The organism is Flavobacterium supellecticarium (genome assembly GCF_004801375.1).
GTDB classification, from domain to species: domain Bacteria; phylum Bacteroidota; class Bacteroidia; order Flavobacteriales; family Flavobacteriaceae; genus Flavobacterium; species Flavobacterium supellecticarium.
On the sequence record NZ_SSNZ01000004.1, the window covers coordinates 12,666 to 27,497 of the forward strand.

Sequence of the window (14,832 nt, forward strand, 5' to 3'; positions counted from 1 at the left end):
ATTAATTTGTTTTTATTTTTTTATAGTTCTTGGCTATGCCATTGAGGATTACCGTAAGCAGGATTATAGCCGCTCCGACATAAAACGACGGGCTCATTTTTTCTTTATCCTGAAAGACCAGAACCGCCAGGATTATCCCGTAAATCGGCTCCAGATTAATGGTTAGCATCACGGTATACGGGCTCAGGTATTTCATTACTTTTACCGAAGCCAGGAAGGCATAAGCCGTACAAATCGATCCCAACACCAAAAGCCAGATGCAATCGGATAGTGACAATTCAAAAAACGATGGTGTAAAATAACCGCTAAACAACATATAGAGGGTTAAAAAACCAACACCGCCTAACAATTCATAAAATGTAATCACGGAAGCTTCGTGTTTCTGGGCAAATTTTCCGTTGATCACCGAAAATAATGCCGATAAAAAAGCGGATGTCAGTGCCAGAACAATTCCTTCTATATGATCACCTTCCACATTAAAGATAATTCCCAGTCCCACAATTACGATAAGACCGAACAACACCTCGTACCAGATCATTTTCCGACCGTAGAAGATCGGTTCCAGAAAGGAGGCAAAAAAGGCACCTGTAGACAAACAGGCAAGTGTTACAGAGATATTAGATACTTTAATCGCCATAAAAAACGTAAGCCAATGCAAAGCAATCACAAGTCCGCCGAGCAGAAAACCCGCCAATATTTTTCCTGAAGCTCCGATAGGTCTTTTACGAACCAACAGAAACAGGAAAAGCAGCAGCAAAGCGATCATCATACGATACCACACCAATGGTAATGCATCCAATGAAATCAGTCCGCCTAAAATAGCTGTGAATCCCCAGATAAAAACAATTAAATGGAGATGCAGATAACTTTTAATATTATTATCGTTTGGCATTTCTGAGGAGATAAATAGCTAAGATACCAAACACCACATTGGAAAACCAGACAGCAATCAATGGATGCACACTGGATTTTTCGGCCAGTGTCGCAAAAATCTTATCGAAGAAAATAAAGGTAAAGGCAATGGCAATACCCAATGCCAGATTTACTCCCATTCCGCCTCTTCGCTTCATAGAAGAAACGGAAACGGCAATGATCGTCAGGATAAAAGCTGAAACCGGGATACTGTATTTTTTATATTTCACCACCAGATAGGTGTTGATATTGGGTGAACCCCGTTGTTTTTCTTTTTCGATAAAGCGGTTTAATTCGCCCAGATTCATGGTTTCGGCCACATATACTACCGGCGTAAGATCTTCCAGATCAAATTCCATTTTCATTTTTCTCTGGTCGTATTTTATCAATTTATCATCCAATTCCCCTATAATTCGCTTGGAGTAATTATACAAGGTATACGTACTATCTTTCGGGTTCCATTTAATCCGACTGGCATTAATTTTATATTCCAACTGATCCCCTTTGAATTTTTCGTAAGTAAAATTAAAAGCCATCTTCGATTCGTAATTAAAATTACTCACGTAGATAAATTCATCTTTACTGATCTGCCGGTAAACGTCCTGATTTTCCCTGACGGTAGGATTATTCGAGAGATAATTATACCGAAAATCATTAAACCCCTGACTGGCTTTAGGCACCAGAAAGAAGCCCATTACGAGCGAAAACAACGATACAAGAGTTGCTCCGATAATATAGGGTCGCAAAAAGCGGCTAAACGAAATTCCGGAACTTAAAATGGCTATAATTTCAGTATTATTGGCTAATTTGGAGGTAAACCAAATTACCGATAAAAACAGGAATATCGGAAAAAGCAGGTTGGCAAAATATATTGTAAAGTCGTAATAGTATTTTAAAATCGCTGTTAGCGGAACTTTGTTCGCCAGCATTTTATTGATCTTTTCGGAAACGTCGATTACAATCCCGATCGGGATAAACATCAATAACATTACCGAAAATGTTACCAGATAACGTTTTAAAATATATTTGTCAATTATTTTCATCCGGGTTATCGAAAATTAAAGTTGTCGTTCGGATTATAAACGTTGGCTCATTTGTTTTACCATTTTTTCTTTCCATTGATAGAAATCACCAGCTATGATACGTTCTCTGGCTTCGCGAACCAACCACATATAAAAGCCCAGATTGTGAATCGTTGCAATTTGTTTCCCCAGGTATTCATTGGCCGCAAACAAATGGCGTAAATAGGCTTTTGAATATTCGGTATCGACAAAGGTGATTCCCATCTCATCGATTGGAGAGAAATCGGCTTCCCATTTTTTATTTTTGATATTGATGGAACCGTTGGCCGTAAACAACATTCCGTTACGGGCATTACGGGTTGGCATTACACAGTCGAACATATCGATTCCCAATGCAATGTTTTCCAGAATATTAACCGGAGTTCCCACCCCCATCAGGTAACGTGGTTTGTCTTCCGGTAAAATAGCCGTTACGACTTCGGTCATCGCATACATTTCTTCTGCCGGTTCACCTACAGAAAGTCCACCGATAGCATTCCCCTGTGCGCCAACATTTGCGATATATTCAGCCGACTGTTGGCGTAAATCTTTATAAGTACTTCCCTGAACAATCGGGAAAAATGTTTGTTCGTAGCCGTATTTAAACGGTAATTTATCCAAATGTGCAATACAACGATCCAACCAACGGTGTGTCATATGCATGGAACGCTTGGCGTAACGGTAATCACACGGATACGGTGTACACTCATCAAAAGCCATGATGATATCAGCACCAATCGTACGTTGGATTTCCATTACATTTTCGGGTGAAAAGAAGTGATACGAACCATCGATATGCGATTTAAATTTCACCCCTTCTTCTTTGATTTTACGATTGGAAGAAAGCGAATACACCTGATAACCGCCACTATCGGTAAGAATATTACGATCCCAGTTCATGAATTTATGCAAACCGCCGGCCTTTTCAAGGATCTCCGTTTGCGGACGCAGGTATAAATGATAGGTATTCCCTAAAATAATATCGGGATTAATATCGTTTTTCAATTCACGCTGGTGTACTCCTTTTACGGAAGCCACCGTTCCTACTGGCATAAATATTGGTGTTTCAATGACACCGTGATCGGTAGTTATACTTCCCGCTCTTGCTTTGGACAACGGGTCTTTGTGTACTAAATCGAACTTCATAATTACTTTTTACAATCGGCAAAGATAATCGAATTCGACAATTGAACAGGAGGTTACTTAGAAAATATTAACGATTATTTCATCTGTCATCCGGTGCCTTATTCCATTTTTTTCATCACGACATAAAAGCCAACAGCAGTAAGAATTGTTATTCCACCGGTTACCAACCAAAGCGTATCGAATCCATGAGCCGACGCCAGACGTGTTCCGCAATAGGGCGAAACAATATGTGCCACCGCATAGGCTAATGCTCCAAATCCCATATACGCACCGCGGTTTGAGGTTCCGGAACGCTGTACGGTTACGGTAGCCACAAAAGGCATCACCAATATTTCTGAGATACACAAAACAAACATAGAAATGTACAATAATGTAAACTTACCCGGCAAAACCAACATCGAAAAAGACAATCCGCATAAAAGGGTTCCCATGATAATCACCTGAGCTGATGTCATTTTTCGTTCGGCGAGATGCACCAATAACATTTCCAACGCAAAAACCACGATACCACTATAGGCCAGTAACATTCCAATATCGGCCTCTGTTAATTTGTGGATTTCTTTGTAGAACAACGGCAACGTACTGAGCAACTGAAAGAAGCAAATCGCATATAACGCTGTAAGTATATTAAACAAAATAAATTGCTTGTCTTTATAAGGTGAAATTTCCTTTTCGGTAGCGCTCGTTTCTTTTCTGAGTACGTTTTCATTACCTTTTCGGTTTCGGAAATAAAAGAAAAACAAGACTCCTGCGACAATAGCACCGACAGCATTTCCGTAGAAAAGCCAGTTATAAGAAATAAGTGCCAACAAACCGCCCAATGCCGGTCCAATGGAAAATCCCAGATTAATCGCCATCCGGTTTAACGAAAAAGCACGGGTAATATTTTCCGGTTTGGCATAATAGGCCACCGAAACAGAGTTTGCCGGACGGAAGGAATCGGTAATCACACTCAGAATAAAAATTCCAACGGCCAGGGTCTCCACTGTTTTAAAAAAAGGCAATATACAAAACATTGGAACCGACAACAACAAACTGGCTGTCTGCACTTTAAAATGTCCGATTTTGTCTGTTAGCCAACCACCCAACCACGATCCGGTGACAGCTCCTAATCCGAAACAACTCAACACCGTTCCGGCTTCTTTCATTGAAAAATGCAAGGCCTGCGTCATATAAATTCCCAGAAAAGGTAATACCATGGCGCCACTTCTGTTGATAAAAATCACCAAAGCCAGCATCCATGCCGGACGCGACAATCCCCGGTACGAATCCAGATAGATCGTTAAAAATCGTTTCATTTTGTTGACAGGAAATAGAATGTTATAAAGAGTTACTAAAAGTACTACATTTCAATCAGACTGCACATCACTATTCTCTAATTTATTATTAGTCTACCTTTATAAAGAGAAAAAGAGTTTGGTACATCTTTAAAATAAAGCTATTTTTGTCCTAGTATAACTTTTACATAAAAAATGAAGCCTAACACTCAACAATTAAACGACTTAACAATTCAGGTTAGAAGAGATATCCTTCGTATGGTTCATGCTGTAAATTCAGGCCACCCTGGAGGTTCACTAGGATGTACGGAATTCCTTGTAACCCTATACCAACACCTTATGGACCGCAAAGAAGGTTTTGATATGGATGGTATCGGAGAAGATCTATTCTTCCTTTCTAACGGACATATTTCACCGGTATTTTACAGCGTACTGGCACGAAGCGGTTATTTTCCGGTATCGGAACTGGCTACTTTCCGTCTTATCAATTCCCGTTTACAGGGACACCCGACTACACATGAAGGACTACCGGGTATTCGCGTAGCCTCCGGATCGTTAGGACAGGGAATGTCGGTAGCGATTGGTGCTGCCTTAACCAAAAAATTAAACGGAGACAATCATATTGTTTACAGTTTACACGGTGACGGTGAATTACAGGAAGGTCAGATCTGGGAAGCTGCAATGTATGCTTCTGCTAAAAAAGTAGACAACTATATTGCTACAGTCGACCTTAACGGAAAACAAATTGACGGTACTACGGAAGAAGTTTTATCATTGGGTGATTTGAATGCAAAGTTCACCGCTTTTGGATGGGATGTTATGGAAATTAAAGACGGAAATAACATCGAAGCGATCATTTCGGGAATGACAGAAGCCAAATCGAGAACCGGAAAAGGAAAACCGGTTTGTGTATTACTACACACCGAAATGGGTAACGGCGTTGATTTTATGATGCATACGCACGCTTGGCACGGAAAAGCGCCTAACGATGCACAATTGGAAAGCGCACTGGCACAAAACCCGGCAACTTTAGGCGATTATTAAGCCGCCGTTCCGTTACAACCTTATTTAATTTAAAGTCGACAATGAAAAAATATACCAACACAGGAAATAAAGATACCCGTTCCGGATTCGGAGCAGGATTAACCGAATTAGGACAAAAGAATGAAAATGTAGTGGCTCTTTGCGCCGATTTGATCGGTTCGTTAAAGATGGATGATTTTAAAAAGAACCATCCGGAGCGTTTTTTCCAGATCGGAATTGCCGAGGCAAACATGATTGGAATCGCAGCAGGAATGACTATTGGTGGCAAGATTCCATTCACCGGAACTTTCGCCAACTTCTCTACCGGACGTGTTTACGATCAGATTCGCCAATCGGTTGCCTATTCGGATAAAAACGTAAAAATCTGTGCATCGCACGCTGGTTTAACGTTAGGAGAAGACGGTGCTACACACCAGATTTTAGAAGATATCGGTTTGATGAAAATGTTACCGGGAATGACCGTGATCAACACTTGCGATTACAACCAGACCAAAGCAGCCACTTTAGCCATTGCCGATCATCACGGTCCGGTATATTTGCGTTTTGGCCGTCCGTCTGTTCCAAACTTCACACCGGAAAATGGAACTTTCGAAATTGGAAAAGCGGTTTTACTAAACGAAGGTACTGACGTAACCATTATCGCTACCGGACATCTGGTATGGGAAGCATTGGTAGCTGCCGAAGCTTTGGAAGCAAAAGGAATCAGTGCAGAAGTAATCAATATTCACACTATTAAACCATTGGACGAAGAAGCAATTCTAAAGTCGGTTGCTAAAACCGGATGTGTCGTAACAGCCGAAGAGCACAACATGCTTGGTGGTTTAGGCGAAAGCGTTGCCCGTACCCTATCATTACACCACCCGACGCCACAAGAATACGTTGCTGTTCAGGACAGTTTTGGCGAAAGCGGAACTCCGGATCAGTTAATGGAAAAATACAAACTCAACAACGAAGCAATTACTGCCGCTGCTGAAAAAGTGGTAAAAAGAAAATAATTATTTACTTATCAGGCATAAAAAAACCTCCGCTTTGCGGAGGTTTTTTTATAGTTTTTAATTTTGAGAACCTTTACAAGCAGGATCCAGATGTAGTTTCTTTCCACTACCAGATGTACAAAGCGGAATTTGATCGAAAGTATACTGCGCTCCGGTTGTTGAACCCGGTATACGGATTTCATCTTTAGTTAAAACCCCATCGTTATCATCATCGATATCAAAAACATCGGCTACACCATCACCATCCGTATCGATCAAGGCACCATTTGCATCAAAACCGTATTCGTAACGCGACAAGACACCGTCACCATCCTGATCCAAAAATTGGATATCGTATAATTTAAACGAAAATATCAAAGGTGAATATTCTGGAATACTTCCCACATAACTGGCGTAATACCCTAAACCGGAAGGCAAAAACACCACACCGGCTCCGTAATCTTTATAACCTAAAGTTCCATCCGGATTTTCAGTAACAGTTCCTCTTTTAAACTCCGGGAAGATATATTCCCAACCTTTAATAGCTCCTAAAAGACTAATTTCGGTTGCATTTGGCGCATAATCAAACTGAGCATCTGTGAGCAGCAACCCTTTATAAGACGTATAGACCTTATCAATACCACAAGGCGCGTCTCCAACTCCTGCAGCCAGTTTCAGATAATATACCTTATATTCGATATTATGCAGTTTTACAATTTTAGTTTGCAAAGGATAGGTTGTCTGATCCCAGATAGAAACCTGCGAACCACCGTCCGGTATAGCCGTAATGGTTGTATTAGTCACATCACCATTGGCATTATGATCTACCTCGATATAATGCGTTTTCAAATAATTTTCAATAGCTACGATATCTGAAGCAAATTGTTGGCCGTAATCGCGGAGTTCAACAGTAGCAGCACCTTTATCATCACAGGCAAAAAGAGTTGCCATTAACAATGCACTTCCCACTATCTTAAAGAATCTATTCATTATTACTAAAATTTAACGGTGCAAGATACAATTTTCCTTTATTTTTGTTTTAATATTAACATCGAATTTTGAATTTTCATATGAGAGTGGATAAATATTTGTGGTGTGTCCGCTACTACAAAACGCGAAACATTGCTACTGAGGCATGTAAGAAAGGACATATCACCGTAAATGGGCAGGCTGCCAAACCCTCACGGGAAGTTTTTCCTACCGATAAAATCACCTTACGCAGAGACCAGATCAACTATATTTTAACTGTTTTGGATATTCCTGACAATCGGGTTGGTGCCAAACTGGTTGACATTTACCGTAAAGATGAGACCCCGGCAGAAGCTTTTGAGCATCTGGAATTACTACGACTCTCCAAAGAACACTACAGAGCCAAAGGCACCGGAAGACCTACCAAAAAAGACCGCCGGGACATTGACGATTATACCGACGAACCTTCTATTGATTTTGAAGATGACAACATTTAACAAAGACTACTGGGAAAACCGTTACCAAAACGACGAAGCACCCTGGGACACCGGTTCGGTGACTGCTCCGATGAAAGCGTATATTGATCAAATAACAGATAAAAACCTGAAGATCTTAATTCCGGGTGCCGGCAATGCCCATGAGCTGGATTATCTTTTTTCGCAGGGTTTTCACAATGTATATGTAATTGATCTGGCACCGACACCATTAGAGAACATTAAATTACGAAATCCGGATTTCCCGGATAATCAATTAATTCAAGGTGATTTTTTTGAGTTAAAGCACACTTTTGATCTCGTATTGGAACAAACTTTTTTCTGTGCATTGTCGCCGGAATTACGTCCGCAATACGCAGTCAAAATGCATAACATTCTAAATCCGGGTGGTAAAATAGCCGGTTTATTGTTTGACTTTCCGTTAACCGAAGCCGGACCTCCATTTGGCGGAAGCGAAACCGAATACCGCAAGCTATTTTCGGATACTTTTACGATTAAAACACTGGAAAGAGCACACAATTCGATAAAACCAAGACAGGATCGGGAACTGTTTTTTATCTTTGAAAAAAAATAACACAACAACAACGCAACAACCATGAAGAATATCATTCTGACACAACAGGAAATTAATCATAAAACCAAGCGAATCGCATATCAGATCTACGAAACCTTTGCCGATGAACAAGAGGTTGTTTTGGCCGGAATTGCAGCCAACGGTTATATTTTTGCACAGAAAATAGCCCGCGAACTAAAAGAGATTTCCGATCTTAACATCGTACTGTGCGAGGTTAAAATAAATAAAACACAACCACAGGAAACCATACAGACTTCGTTAACTCCGGAAGAATATGCCAACAAAAATCTGGTATTGATCGACGATGTCCTAAACTCCGGCACTACTTTGATCTACGGCGTAAAGCATTTCCTTGACGTACCATTAAAGAAATTCAAAACCGCGGTACTGGTAGATCGAAATCATAAAAAATACCCGGTAAAAGCCGATTTTAAAGGATTATCCTTATCTACTTCCCTGTTGGAACACATACAGGTGGTTTTCGAAGAGTCGGAAGAATATGCTTATTTAAGCTAAAAGCCCTTTTATCTCATTTACAATAGCGTCAGGATTTTTACCATCGACCGATACGATATGTTTGGCCTGATGGTAAAAATAACTCCTGTCGAAAAGGTGCTTTGCAACAAACTCCTCCACTTCTTCATCATTTAATCCGGCTAATAACGGTCGGTTGTGGCGTTCATTTTCCAAACGCGCCAGCAGCTCTTTTATGGAAGCTTTCAAATAAACCGATATAATTCCATCCAATTGTAAAAACTCGTGATTGTTGGCATAACAGGGAGCACCACCGCCAAGGCTTAATATATAATTATCGTTTTCAGCGATAAACGATTTCAGTTTTTCGTGTTCCAGTTTACGAAATTTGATTTCTCCGGATTCAGAAAATAATTCCGGAATGGTTTTTTGCGTTGCTTCTTCAATAATTTGATCCAGATCGAAGGCCGGAATCGAAGTCTTTTGCGACAATAATTTCCCAATTGTAGACTTTCCCGATCCCATATAACCTATAAGAATAATTTTATGCATATTAATAAATGTCTCGTTAACAGAAACTTAAAAATTGACTTTAAAAAAAACACAAATTTAAACCAAAAAAGTCTTGGATAATAAAAAATAGGCCTTATATTTGCACCCGCAATCAGGAAATGATTACAGACTCGGTAGCTCAGCTGGTAGAGCACATCACTTTTAATGATGGGGTCCTGGGTTCGAATCCCAGCCGGGTCACAAAATGACCTGAAATTTATTTCTTGAAAGCACAGACTCGGTAGCTCAGCTGGTAGAGCACATCACTTTTAATGATGGGGTCCTGGGTTCGAATCCCAGCCGGGTCACAAAATGAAAGTCAAACAATAGTTTGACTTTTTTCTTTTATGGCCACGTGGAGAAATTGGTAGACTCGCCATCTTGAGGGGGTGGTGTCGCAAGACGTATGGGTTCGAATCCCATCGTGGTCACCAAATGGTACAAATGTGGATCAACTACATCTGTACCATTTTTTTTACTCCTTAATTCTTCGTTGATCAACAAAATAAAATTCAAAACTTCATTTATCCTGGTGATCGGAAAAGCAAAACCGTCAAACGTGACTTTTTCAGGGTAAACAAAATGCCAGTTTTTCTTTTTTCTACCTCACATACATTAACAATAATCATCAAATAACTCTATTTCCAACCGGAAATTTCTTATATTTATACTCAAGAAATCGGGACAGTTAAACCACTACAGTTTGGCGTTTATTTTAAAAACAACACAAAGATCCCCATAAATTTACAATGAAAACACTCAAAGAAAATTACCCGTTGCTTAGTTTTATTGTTGGCTTTTTAGTTTGGTTAGTAGCTACGCTGTTATTTCGGATTGCCGGACAGCATTTTTTTATAGTTGACAATACACTAGTCATGATCATGTTATACATTATCCTAATACCTGCTTTAGGCTTCGTTGCAACCACGGTTTTTAACATCTGCAAATTAGACCACCTCGAAAGCATAAAATCAGCAGCCATTATGGTATTACCGGGTATGCTACTGGATACTGTTTGTGTAGAGTTTTTTGAAAAACTATTCCCTAACATGCCCGAAATCTACAGTAAAACGTTTGCTTCCTGGCTTATGTTTGCCTACGCTATCGTTTTAATTTTCGGACTTCTGAGAAAGAAACTGACAAATAAAAACGAATTCTAAATGAATGGTCTTTAATCTGGTTTCTCAAATTCCAATCCGGTTTATTTGACTGTAAAATATGAATAAAACAATCCAAAAACAGGAATTCGCTGGATTATTTTTTGATCCGACCAACCAAAATAGAGTGTATTTTTAGTACTTACAAATACTTTTTCATGCTTTAGAAGTACCGGAATTGATAAATGCCCAAAAAAATAGCACTTCTAAAAACCTGTAGTTCTTTCATATTGAAATAATTAAATTAACATCCGTTATTTTTTCAAAAATTAACATCAAAAAAAATCGGTTTTATTAGTTCATCCAAATAAAAATCCCTTTCTTTGCACCCGTTAAAACAACAAAAGACAGCTACTTTTTCACAAGCTATCGAACGTTGCAATTCAGTAGGAAATTTTTCCTGTTTCACTGATCAAAAAAGAAACAAAACAGATATTATACAATAGACTCGGTAGCTCAGCTGGTAGAGCACATCACTTTTAATGATGGGGTCCTGGGTTCGAATCCCAGCCGGGTCACGCTGAATCCCAGCGGGATCACAGATTGTCAGAAAAAGCACACGAAAGTGTGCTTTTTTCGTTTAAATACCCCTCGAAAAAAGCCCTTCTGCTAATAAGTAAACCAAGTTAAACCAAATCGATTTATAAAAAATGGTTACCTTTTTGGTTACCCATTTTATATTTTAAATTGGGTAACCATTTTTTGAACTTTTCTAATGTGCTGTTGAGAGAAACTCAATTTGTTTTTGGCTCTGCCACAAAAAAATAATTGATAACTTAAATGTGAAGGAAGATGAAAAACTTTCAATTCTATTTTGGATTTTCAATACAAAAGCAACCAAAAAGGATGGCAGTACTCATCTTTATGCAAGAGTAGCTGTCGATGGCTTAACCTAGGAGAATGTGCGAACAAAAAGTAGAGAGAAAATTAAGCTACCTTTTATACATAGTTAATTTTTGCGACATTCTTTCATCAACTTAATTTAAGATTTTGCTCTTATCTCTAACTCCACGCTAAGTTAGCATACCGCCACTTTCCAAATATCTTTCCGTGTGGTAACTTTAGAAGAATTTCGGGAGAAAAATTATACAAGCTGCATTTTTGTTTTTTATTAAATTGCTAAAAAATAATCAATGCAAACTACCTCTAATTCTCTCTTTCATTTCACATATCATATAGACATATTGTCTAAAATCCTTCAAACAAAGTTCTATGGAAGCTATTGCAAAGAGCACTTTGAATGTAAGAGTTCCAAAGAAGAAATTTTAAGTTACACGATATACGTGCCTAAGATATCTTTCTGCGATATTCCAGAAGAAACCATAAATAAATACACAAGCTATGGGAAATATTGTATTGGTTTAAGCAAAGAATGGGCAAGAAGAAACCGATTAAACCCAGTTTTATATATAGAAAAAAACTCAATGATTGCCGAAAGCTTTATCCGAGCATTCAAAGGAACTCCTTTGGGAGTAGGTTTCGTGAACAGAACTGCTTCTGAGCTTGCGGAACTGTATAGACTGACTGAGTCTTCCCCAGATCGCCAAGCAATACTTGACGGGATAGACCATCTACTTACTCAAACAGAGGCGATGGAAAGAATAGTCACATTCAGTCAATATTCGCCATTTTATATTAAATCATATGAGGATGATCTCCCAAGAAAAGACGGTGTGATTAAGGATTATAGATTTTATGATGAGCGTGAATGGTGCTATGTTCCTGAAAGCCTCCAAACTTCCAATGGCCTATACAAAAATGAACAGCAGTACAATGAATGGAGACAACAGAATGAAAACAAACCTCTTATAGAAGAGGTTAGCCTTGATTTTGATTTTAGCGATATTACCCACTTAATTGTAGAAAAGAAAGAGGATATCAAAACCTTAGCAAAAGAAATCGAAATAATGCCTGCTCATAAAATCACTAGCGAACAAAAGGAGTTACTTATCAAAAAAATAACTTTATTTGAAAATTTAAAATAATATAATTTAATCTTTTCTCGAACAATCAATTAATCGCAATTTACTTTAAATATTGAGGGCAGTGAAAACCACATATCCTTCGGATTAATCCCTTTATGTGCTCATGTATTCCGTCAACACTCGTAAATTGAATTAAAATGCCAATGAAAAATGGAGCATAGAGCAACTTTAAAAGAAATCGCAAAAGTCTTCGGTAAATTGGGTACCATTGGATTTGGGGGCCCGGCAGCACATATTGCGATGATGCGCGAAGAAGCCGTAGTAAAACGAAAATGGATGAGCGAACAACATTTTTTGGATTTACTGGGGGCTACTAATCTCATTCCAGGCCCGAACAGTACGGAAATGGCAATCCATATCGGATATGATAAAGGTGGCTGGAAAGGCTTGGTTATAGCCGGCTTATGTTTTATTTTACCCGCTGTTCTGATAACTGGTATATTTGCCTATTTATATAGTATATATTGTCAGTTACCAGAAGTCCAACCTTTTATCTATGGCATCAAACCTGCTATCATAGCCATAATTTTATCTTCAATTTACCCATTGGCAAAACAGTCAGTGAAATCGATAAATTTAGTTCTGATCGGCATTACAGTTCTGTTAGCGGCAGTGTTTGGGATCAATGAGATCTATTTAATGTTTGCGGCGGGTTTGTTTGCACTTGGATTGCACACCGTTAAGAACAGGAAAAAAAGAACTTTGCACAACTTCGTTCCCATTGCTCTTTTTCAAATTACACAGACAACATTATGGAAAGCTACCAATACTCAACTTTTTTGGACATTCCTTAAAATTGGTTCCATCATATATGGCAGCGGATATGTTCTATTTGCTTTTTTAGATACCGAGCTGGTCGCAGCAGGTCTGCTCACAAGGCAACAGCTATTGGATGCCATAGCCGTAGGACAATTTACACCTGGACCTGTTTTTTCTTCGGTAACATTTATTGGATTTCAAATCAATGGAATTTCGGGAGCTTTTGTTTCAACGTTAGCTATCTTCCTCCCCTCTTTTGTCCTTGTGGGACTCATTAATCCATTGATAAAAAGGTTAAGAAATTATAAAGGATTATCGGCATTCTTAGATGCTGTAAACGTAGCTTCCGTAGCAATGATTTTAGCCGTATGTTATCAAATGGGCAAAGAAACAATTATCGATTGGCGATCAATTACCATAGCGCTTATCAGTATTGTTATCGTCTTTAAATTTAAGAAGATCAACAGTGCGTTTATTGTATTAAGTGGTGCTCTGTTAGGCTTTTTACTGCTCCAGTTCTAATATTAGACCCATAAACCTCAAATCTCTTACTTAATATCCTTTTCTCAATTTAAATTCATAGGATTTATTTTGTATTTTTAATCAGTAAGAATCAGGCATTAAGTAAATTCAAAAAACCGGACTGAATACTTTAAATCTAATTTGTCAGATACTAGAAGGATATTTTGGCTTACACTTTAAGGTGACAGTTAAAAATACTAATTCATTTTTTAACCGAAACTTATGATAACAATCGATAACTATCTTGACAATCATTACATCCACCGCAGTAACTGGTTAAGAGCCGCCGTATTGGGCGCTAATGATGGGATCATATCTATCTCCAGTCTGGCCATAGGTGTGGCTGCCGCAAGTTCGACCAGAGAACCAATTGTTTTAGCTACAGTAGCGGGACTTGTTGCGGGGGCTCTTTCTATGGCAGCGGGAGAATATGTTTCCGTAAGTTCCCAAACCGATACCGAAAAGGCAGACATAGAAAGGGAAAAAAAGGAGCTTTCTGAAATGCCCGATGTGGAACTGCAAATTCTTGCAAAGATATACGAAAGGCGCGGCTTAAAGCAGGAGACCGCTATGCAGGTGGCCATCGAGCTTACGGCAAAGGATGCCTTAGGCACACATATCAGGGATGAACTGGGAATAAATGAGATTAGCCAAGCAAAACCAATCCAAGCCGCCCTGGCCTCCGGAGCATCCTTTACAGTAGGAGGCGTTCTACCTTTGTTGGTCATTCTTTTTGCCCCGGTTAAAGGAATGGAGTATTGGCTATACGGATTTACGATAATTTTTCTAATCATCTTAGGGGCTACCGCGGCTAAGACCGGGGGATCTAGTGTGGTAAGAGCGATTGTTCGCATCACGGTCTGGGGAACGATCGCAATGGTGCTCTCAGCATTTGTAGGATATCTTTTCGGAGTAAATATTTAAACTAAAAC

Annotated in this window: 15 protein-coding genes and 4 tRNA genes; 13 read left to right on the top strand and 6 right to left on the bottom strand. The window is 39.1% G+C overall.

Annotated elements, in window-relative coordinates; genetic code table 11:
* Position 1: 1 nt before the first annotated feature.
* The 4 genes from E6C50_RS10540 to E6C50_RS10555 form a co-directional block, all read right to left on the bottom strand.
* Positions 2-892, bottom strand: coding sequence for a DMT family transporter (locus E6C50_RS10540; RefSeq protein WP_136403201.1), 891 nt, complete (start codon positions 890-892; stop codon positions 2-4).
* Positions 879-1,955: an LptF/LptG family permease gene (locus E6C50_RS10545; protein ID WP_136403202.1), complete on the bottom strand. Its 1,077-nt coding sequence runs from the start codon at positions 1,953-1,955 to the stop codon at positions 879-881. Before E6C50_RS10545 ends, E6C50_RS10540 begins: the two co-directional genes overlap by 14 nt.
* Positions 1,956-1,988: 33 nt before the next feature.
* Positions 1,989-3,119 carry a tRNA guanosine(34) transglycosylase Tgt gene (tgt, locus tag E6C50_RS10550; RefSeq protein ID WP_136403203.1) on the bottom strand — a complete coding sequence of 377 codons (1,131 nt, stop codon included), beginning with the start codon at positions 3,117-3,119 and terminating at the stop codon, positions 1,989-1,991.
* Between the two features lie 98 nt (positions 3,120-3,217).
* Positions 3,218-4,417: an MDR family MFS transporter gene (locus E6C50_RS10555; protein ID WP_136403204.1), complete on the bottom strand. Its 1,200-nt coding sequence runs from the start codon at positions 4,415-4,417 to the stop codon at positions 3,218-3,220.
* 174 nt (positions 4,418-4,591) lie between these two features.
* On the opposite strand from E6C50_RS10555, the gene E6C50_RS10560 reads away from it, so the two are divergent.
* Both E6C50_RS10560 and E6C50_RS10565 read left to right on the top strand, forming a co-directional pair.
* Positions 4,592-5,440 (top strand): transketolase, encoded by an 849-nt coding sequence (locus E6C50_RS10560; protein ID WP_136403205.1) that lies wholly within the window; start codon positions 4,592-4,594, stop codon positions 5,438-5,440.
* A gap of 41 nt (positions 5,441-5,481) precedes the next feature.
* Complete coding sequence (locus E6C50_RS10565; protein ID WP_136403206.1) at positions 5,482-6,435, top strand: transketolase family protein; 954 nt, start codon at positions 5,482-5,484, stop codon at positions 6,433-6,435.
* 57 nt (positions 6,436-6,492) lie between these two features.
* Here the strand turns inward: E6C50_RS10565 and E6C50_RS10570 are convergent, their stop codons facing one another.
* On the bottom strand, positions 6,493-7,404 hold the full coding sequence (locus E6C50_RS10570; RefSeq protein WP_136403207.1) for an FKBP-type peptidyl-prolyl cis-trans isomerase: 912 nt from the start codon (positions 7,402-7,404) through the stop codon (positions 6,493-6,495).
* Positions 7,405-7,484: 80 nt separating this feature from the next.
* On the opposite strand from E6C50_RS10570, the gene E6C50_RS10575 reads away from it, so the two are divergent.
* Genes E6C50_RS10575 through E6C50_RS10585 form a run of 3 tightly spaced genes read left to right on the top strand, consistent with a single transcriptional unit; the run spans position 7,485 to position 8,967 of the window.
* Positions 7,485-7,880, top strand: a complete 396-nt coding sequence (locus E6C50_RS10575) for an RNA-binding S4 domain-containing protein (RefSeq protein ID WP_136403208.1) — start codon at positions 7,485-7,487, stop codon at positions 7,878-7,880.
* The gene (locus E6C50_RS10580; RefSeq protein WP_136403209.1) at positions 7,867-8,451 is read left to right on the top strand and encodes a methyltransferase domain-containing protein; all 585 of its coding nucleotides are present in this window, start codon (positions 7,867-7,869) and stop codon (positions 8,449-8,451) included. Before E6C50_RS10575 ends, E6C50_RS10580 begins: the two co-directional genes overlap by 14 nt.
* A 21-nt stretch (positions 8,452-8,472) precedes the next feature.
* Positions 8,473-8,967, top strand: coding sequence for a phosphoribosyltransferase family protein (locus E6C50_RS10585; protein WP_136403210.1), 495 nt, complete (start codon positions 8,473-8,475; stop codon positions 8,965-8,967).
* Here the strand turns inward: E6C50_RS10585 and E6C50_RS10590 are convergent.
* Positions 8,959-9,477, bottom strand: a complete 519-nt coding sequence (locus E6C50_RS10590) for a shikimate kinase (RefSeq protein WP_136403211.1) — start codon at positions 9,475-9,477, stop codon at positions 8,959-8,961. The two genes, E6C50_RS10585 and E6C50_RS10590, sit on opposite strands and share 9 nt — an antisense overlap.
* Positions 9,478-9,605: 128 nt before the next feature.
* Between E6C50_RS10590 and E6C50_RS10595 the strand changes: the two genes are divergently transcribed.
* From E6C50_RS10595 to E6C50_RS10630, 8 genes are all read left to right on the top strand, one after another.
* A tRNA-Lys gene (locus tag E6C50_RS10595) sits at positions 9,606-9,678 on the top strand.
* A gap of 34 nt (positions 9,679-9,712) precedes the next feature.
* Positions 9,713-9,785, top strand: a tRNA-Lys gene (locus E6C50_RS10600).
* A gap of 41 nt (positions 9,786-9,826) precedes the next feature.
* A tRNA-Leu gene (locus E6C50_RS10605) sits at positions 9,827-9,911 on the top strand.
* Positions 9,912-10,226: 315 nt separating this feature from the next.
* On the top strand, positions 10,227-10,637 hold the full coding sequence (locus E6C50_RS10610; RefSeq protein ID WP_136403212.1) for a DUF5367 family protein: 411 nt from the start codon (positions 10,227-10,229) through the stop codon (positions 10,635-10,637).
* A gap of 442 nt (positions 10,638-11,079) precedes the next feature.
* A tRNA-Lys gene (locus tag E6C50_RS10615) sits at positions 11,080-11,152 on the top strand.
* 615 nt (positions 11,153-11,767) lie between these two features.
* Positions 11,768-12,619: an abortive infection system antitoxin AbiGi family protein gene (locus E6C50_RS10620; protein ID WP_136403213.1), complete on the top strand. Its 852-nt coding sequence runs from the start codon at positions 11,768-11,770 to the stop codon at positions 12,617-12,619.
* A gap of 150 nt (positions 12,620-12,769) precedes the next feature.
* Positions 12,770-13,900, top strand: a complete 1,131-nt coding sequence (gene chrA, locus E6C50_RS10625) for a chromate efflux transporter (protein WP_136403214.1) — start codon at positions 12,770-12,772, stop codon at positions 13,898-13,900.
* A 222-nt stretch (positions 13,901-14,122) separates the two neighbouring features.
* Positions 14,123-14,824: a VIT1/CCC1 transporter family protein gene (locus tag E6C50_RS10630; protein WP_136403215.1), complete on the top strand. Its 702-nt coding sequence runs from the start codon at positions 14,123-14,125 to the stop codon at positions 14,822-14,824.
* Positions 14,825-14,832: the final 8 nt, after the last annotated feature.

What these genes read in the sequence shown, in the direction of transcription:
- E6C50_RS10540 (WP_136403201.1), bottom strand. Translation starts at nt 892, where the DNA reads ATGCCAAACGATAATAATATTAAAAGTTATCTGCATCTCCATTTAATT.
- E6C50_RS10545 (WP_136403202.1), bottom strand. Translation starts at nt 1,955, where the DNA reads ATGAAAATAATTGACAAATATATTTTAAAACGTTATCTGGTAACATTT.
- tgt (WP_136403203.1), bottom strand. Translation starts at nt 3,119, where the DNA reads ATGAAGTTCGATTTAGTACACAAAGACCCGTTGTCCAAAGCAAGAGCG.
- E6C50_RS10555 (WP_136403204.1), bottom strand. Translation starts at nt 4,417, where the DNA reads ATGAAACGATTTTTAACGATCTATCTGGATTCGTACCGGGGATTGTCG.
- E6C50_RS10560 (WP_136403205.1), top strand. Translation starts at nt 4,592, where the DNA reads ATGAAGCCTAACACTCAACAATTAAACGACTTAACAATTCAGGTTAGA.
- E6C50_RS10565 (WP_136403206.1), top strand. Translation starts at nt 5,482, where the DNA reads ATGAAAAAATATACCAACACAGGAAATAAAGATACCCGTTCCGGATTC.
- E6C50_RS10570 (WP_136403207.1), bottom strand. Translation starts at nt 7,404, where the DNA reads ATGAATAGATTCTTTAAGATAGTGGGAAGTGCATTGTTAATGGCAACT.
- E6C50_RS10575 (WP_136403208.1), top strand. Translation starts at nt 7,485, where the DNA reads ATGAGAGTGGATAAATATTTGTGGTGTGTCCGCTACTACAAAACGCGA.
- E6C50_RS10580 (WP_136403209.1), top strand. Translation starts at nt 7,867, where the DNA reads ATGACAACATTTAACAAAGACTACTGGGAAAACCGTTACCAAAACGAC.
- E6C50_RS10585 (WP_136403210.1), top strand. Translation starts at nt 8,473, where the DNA reads ATGAAGAATATCATTCTGACACAACAGGAAATTAATCATAAAACCAAG.
- E6C50_RS10590 (WP_136403211.1), bottom strand. Translation starts at nt 9,477, where the DNA reads ATGCATAAAATTATTCTTATAGGTTATATGGGATCGGGAAAGTCTACA.
- E6C50_RS10610 (WP_136403212.1), top strand. Translation starts at nt 10,227, where the DNA reads ATGAAAACACTCAAAGAAAATTACCCGTTGCTTAGTTTTATTGTTGGC.
- E6C50_RS10620 (WP_136403213.1), top strand. Translation starts at nt 11,768, where the DNA reads ATGCAAACTACCTCTAATTCTCTCTTTCATTTCACATATCATATAGAC.
- chrA (WP_136403214.1), top strand. Translation starts at nt 12,770, where the DNA reads ATGGAGCATAGAGCAACTTTAAAAGAAATCGCAAAAGTCTTCGGTAAA.
- E6C50_RS10630 (WP_136403215.1), top strand. Translation starts at nt 14,123, where the DNA reads ATGATAACAATCGATAACTATCTTGACAATCATTACATCCACCGCAGT.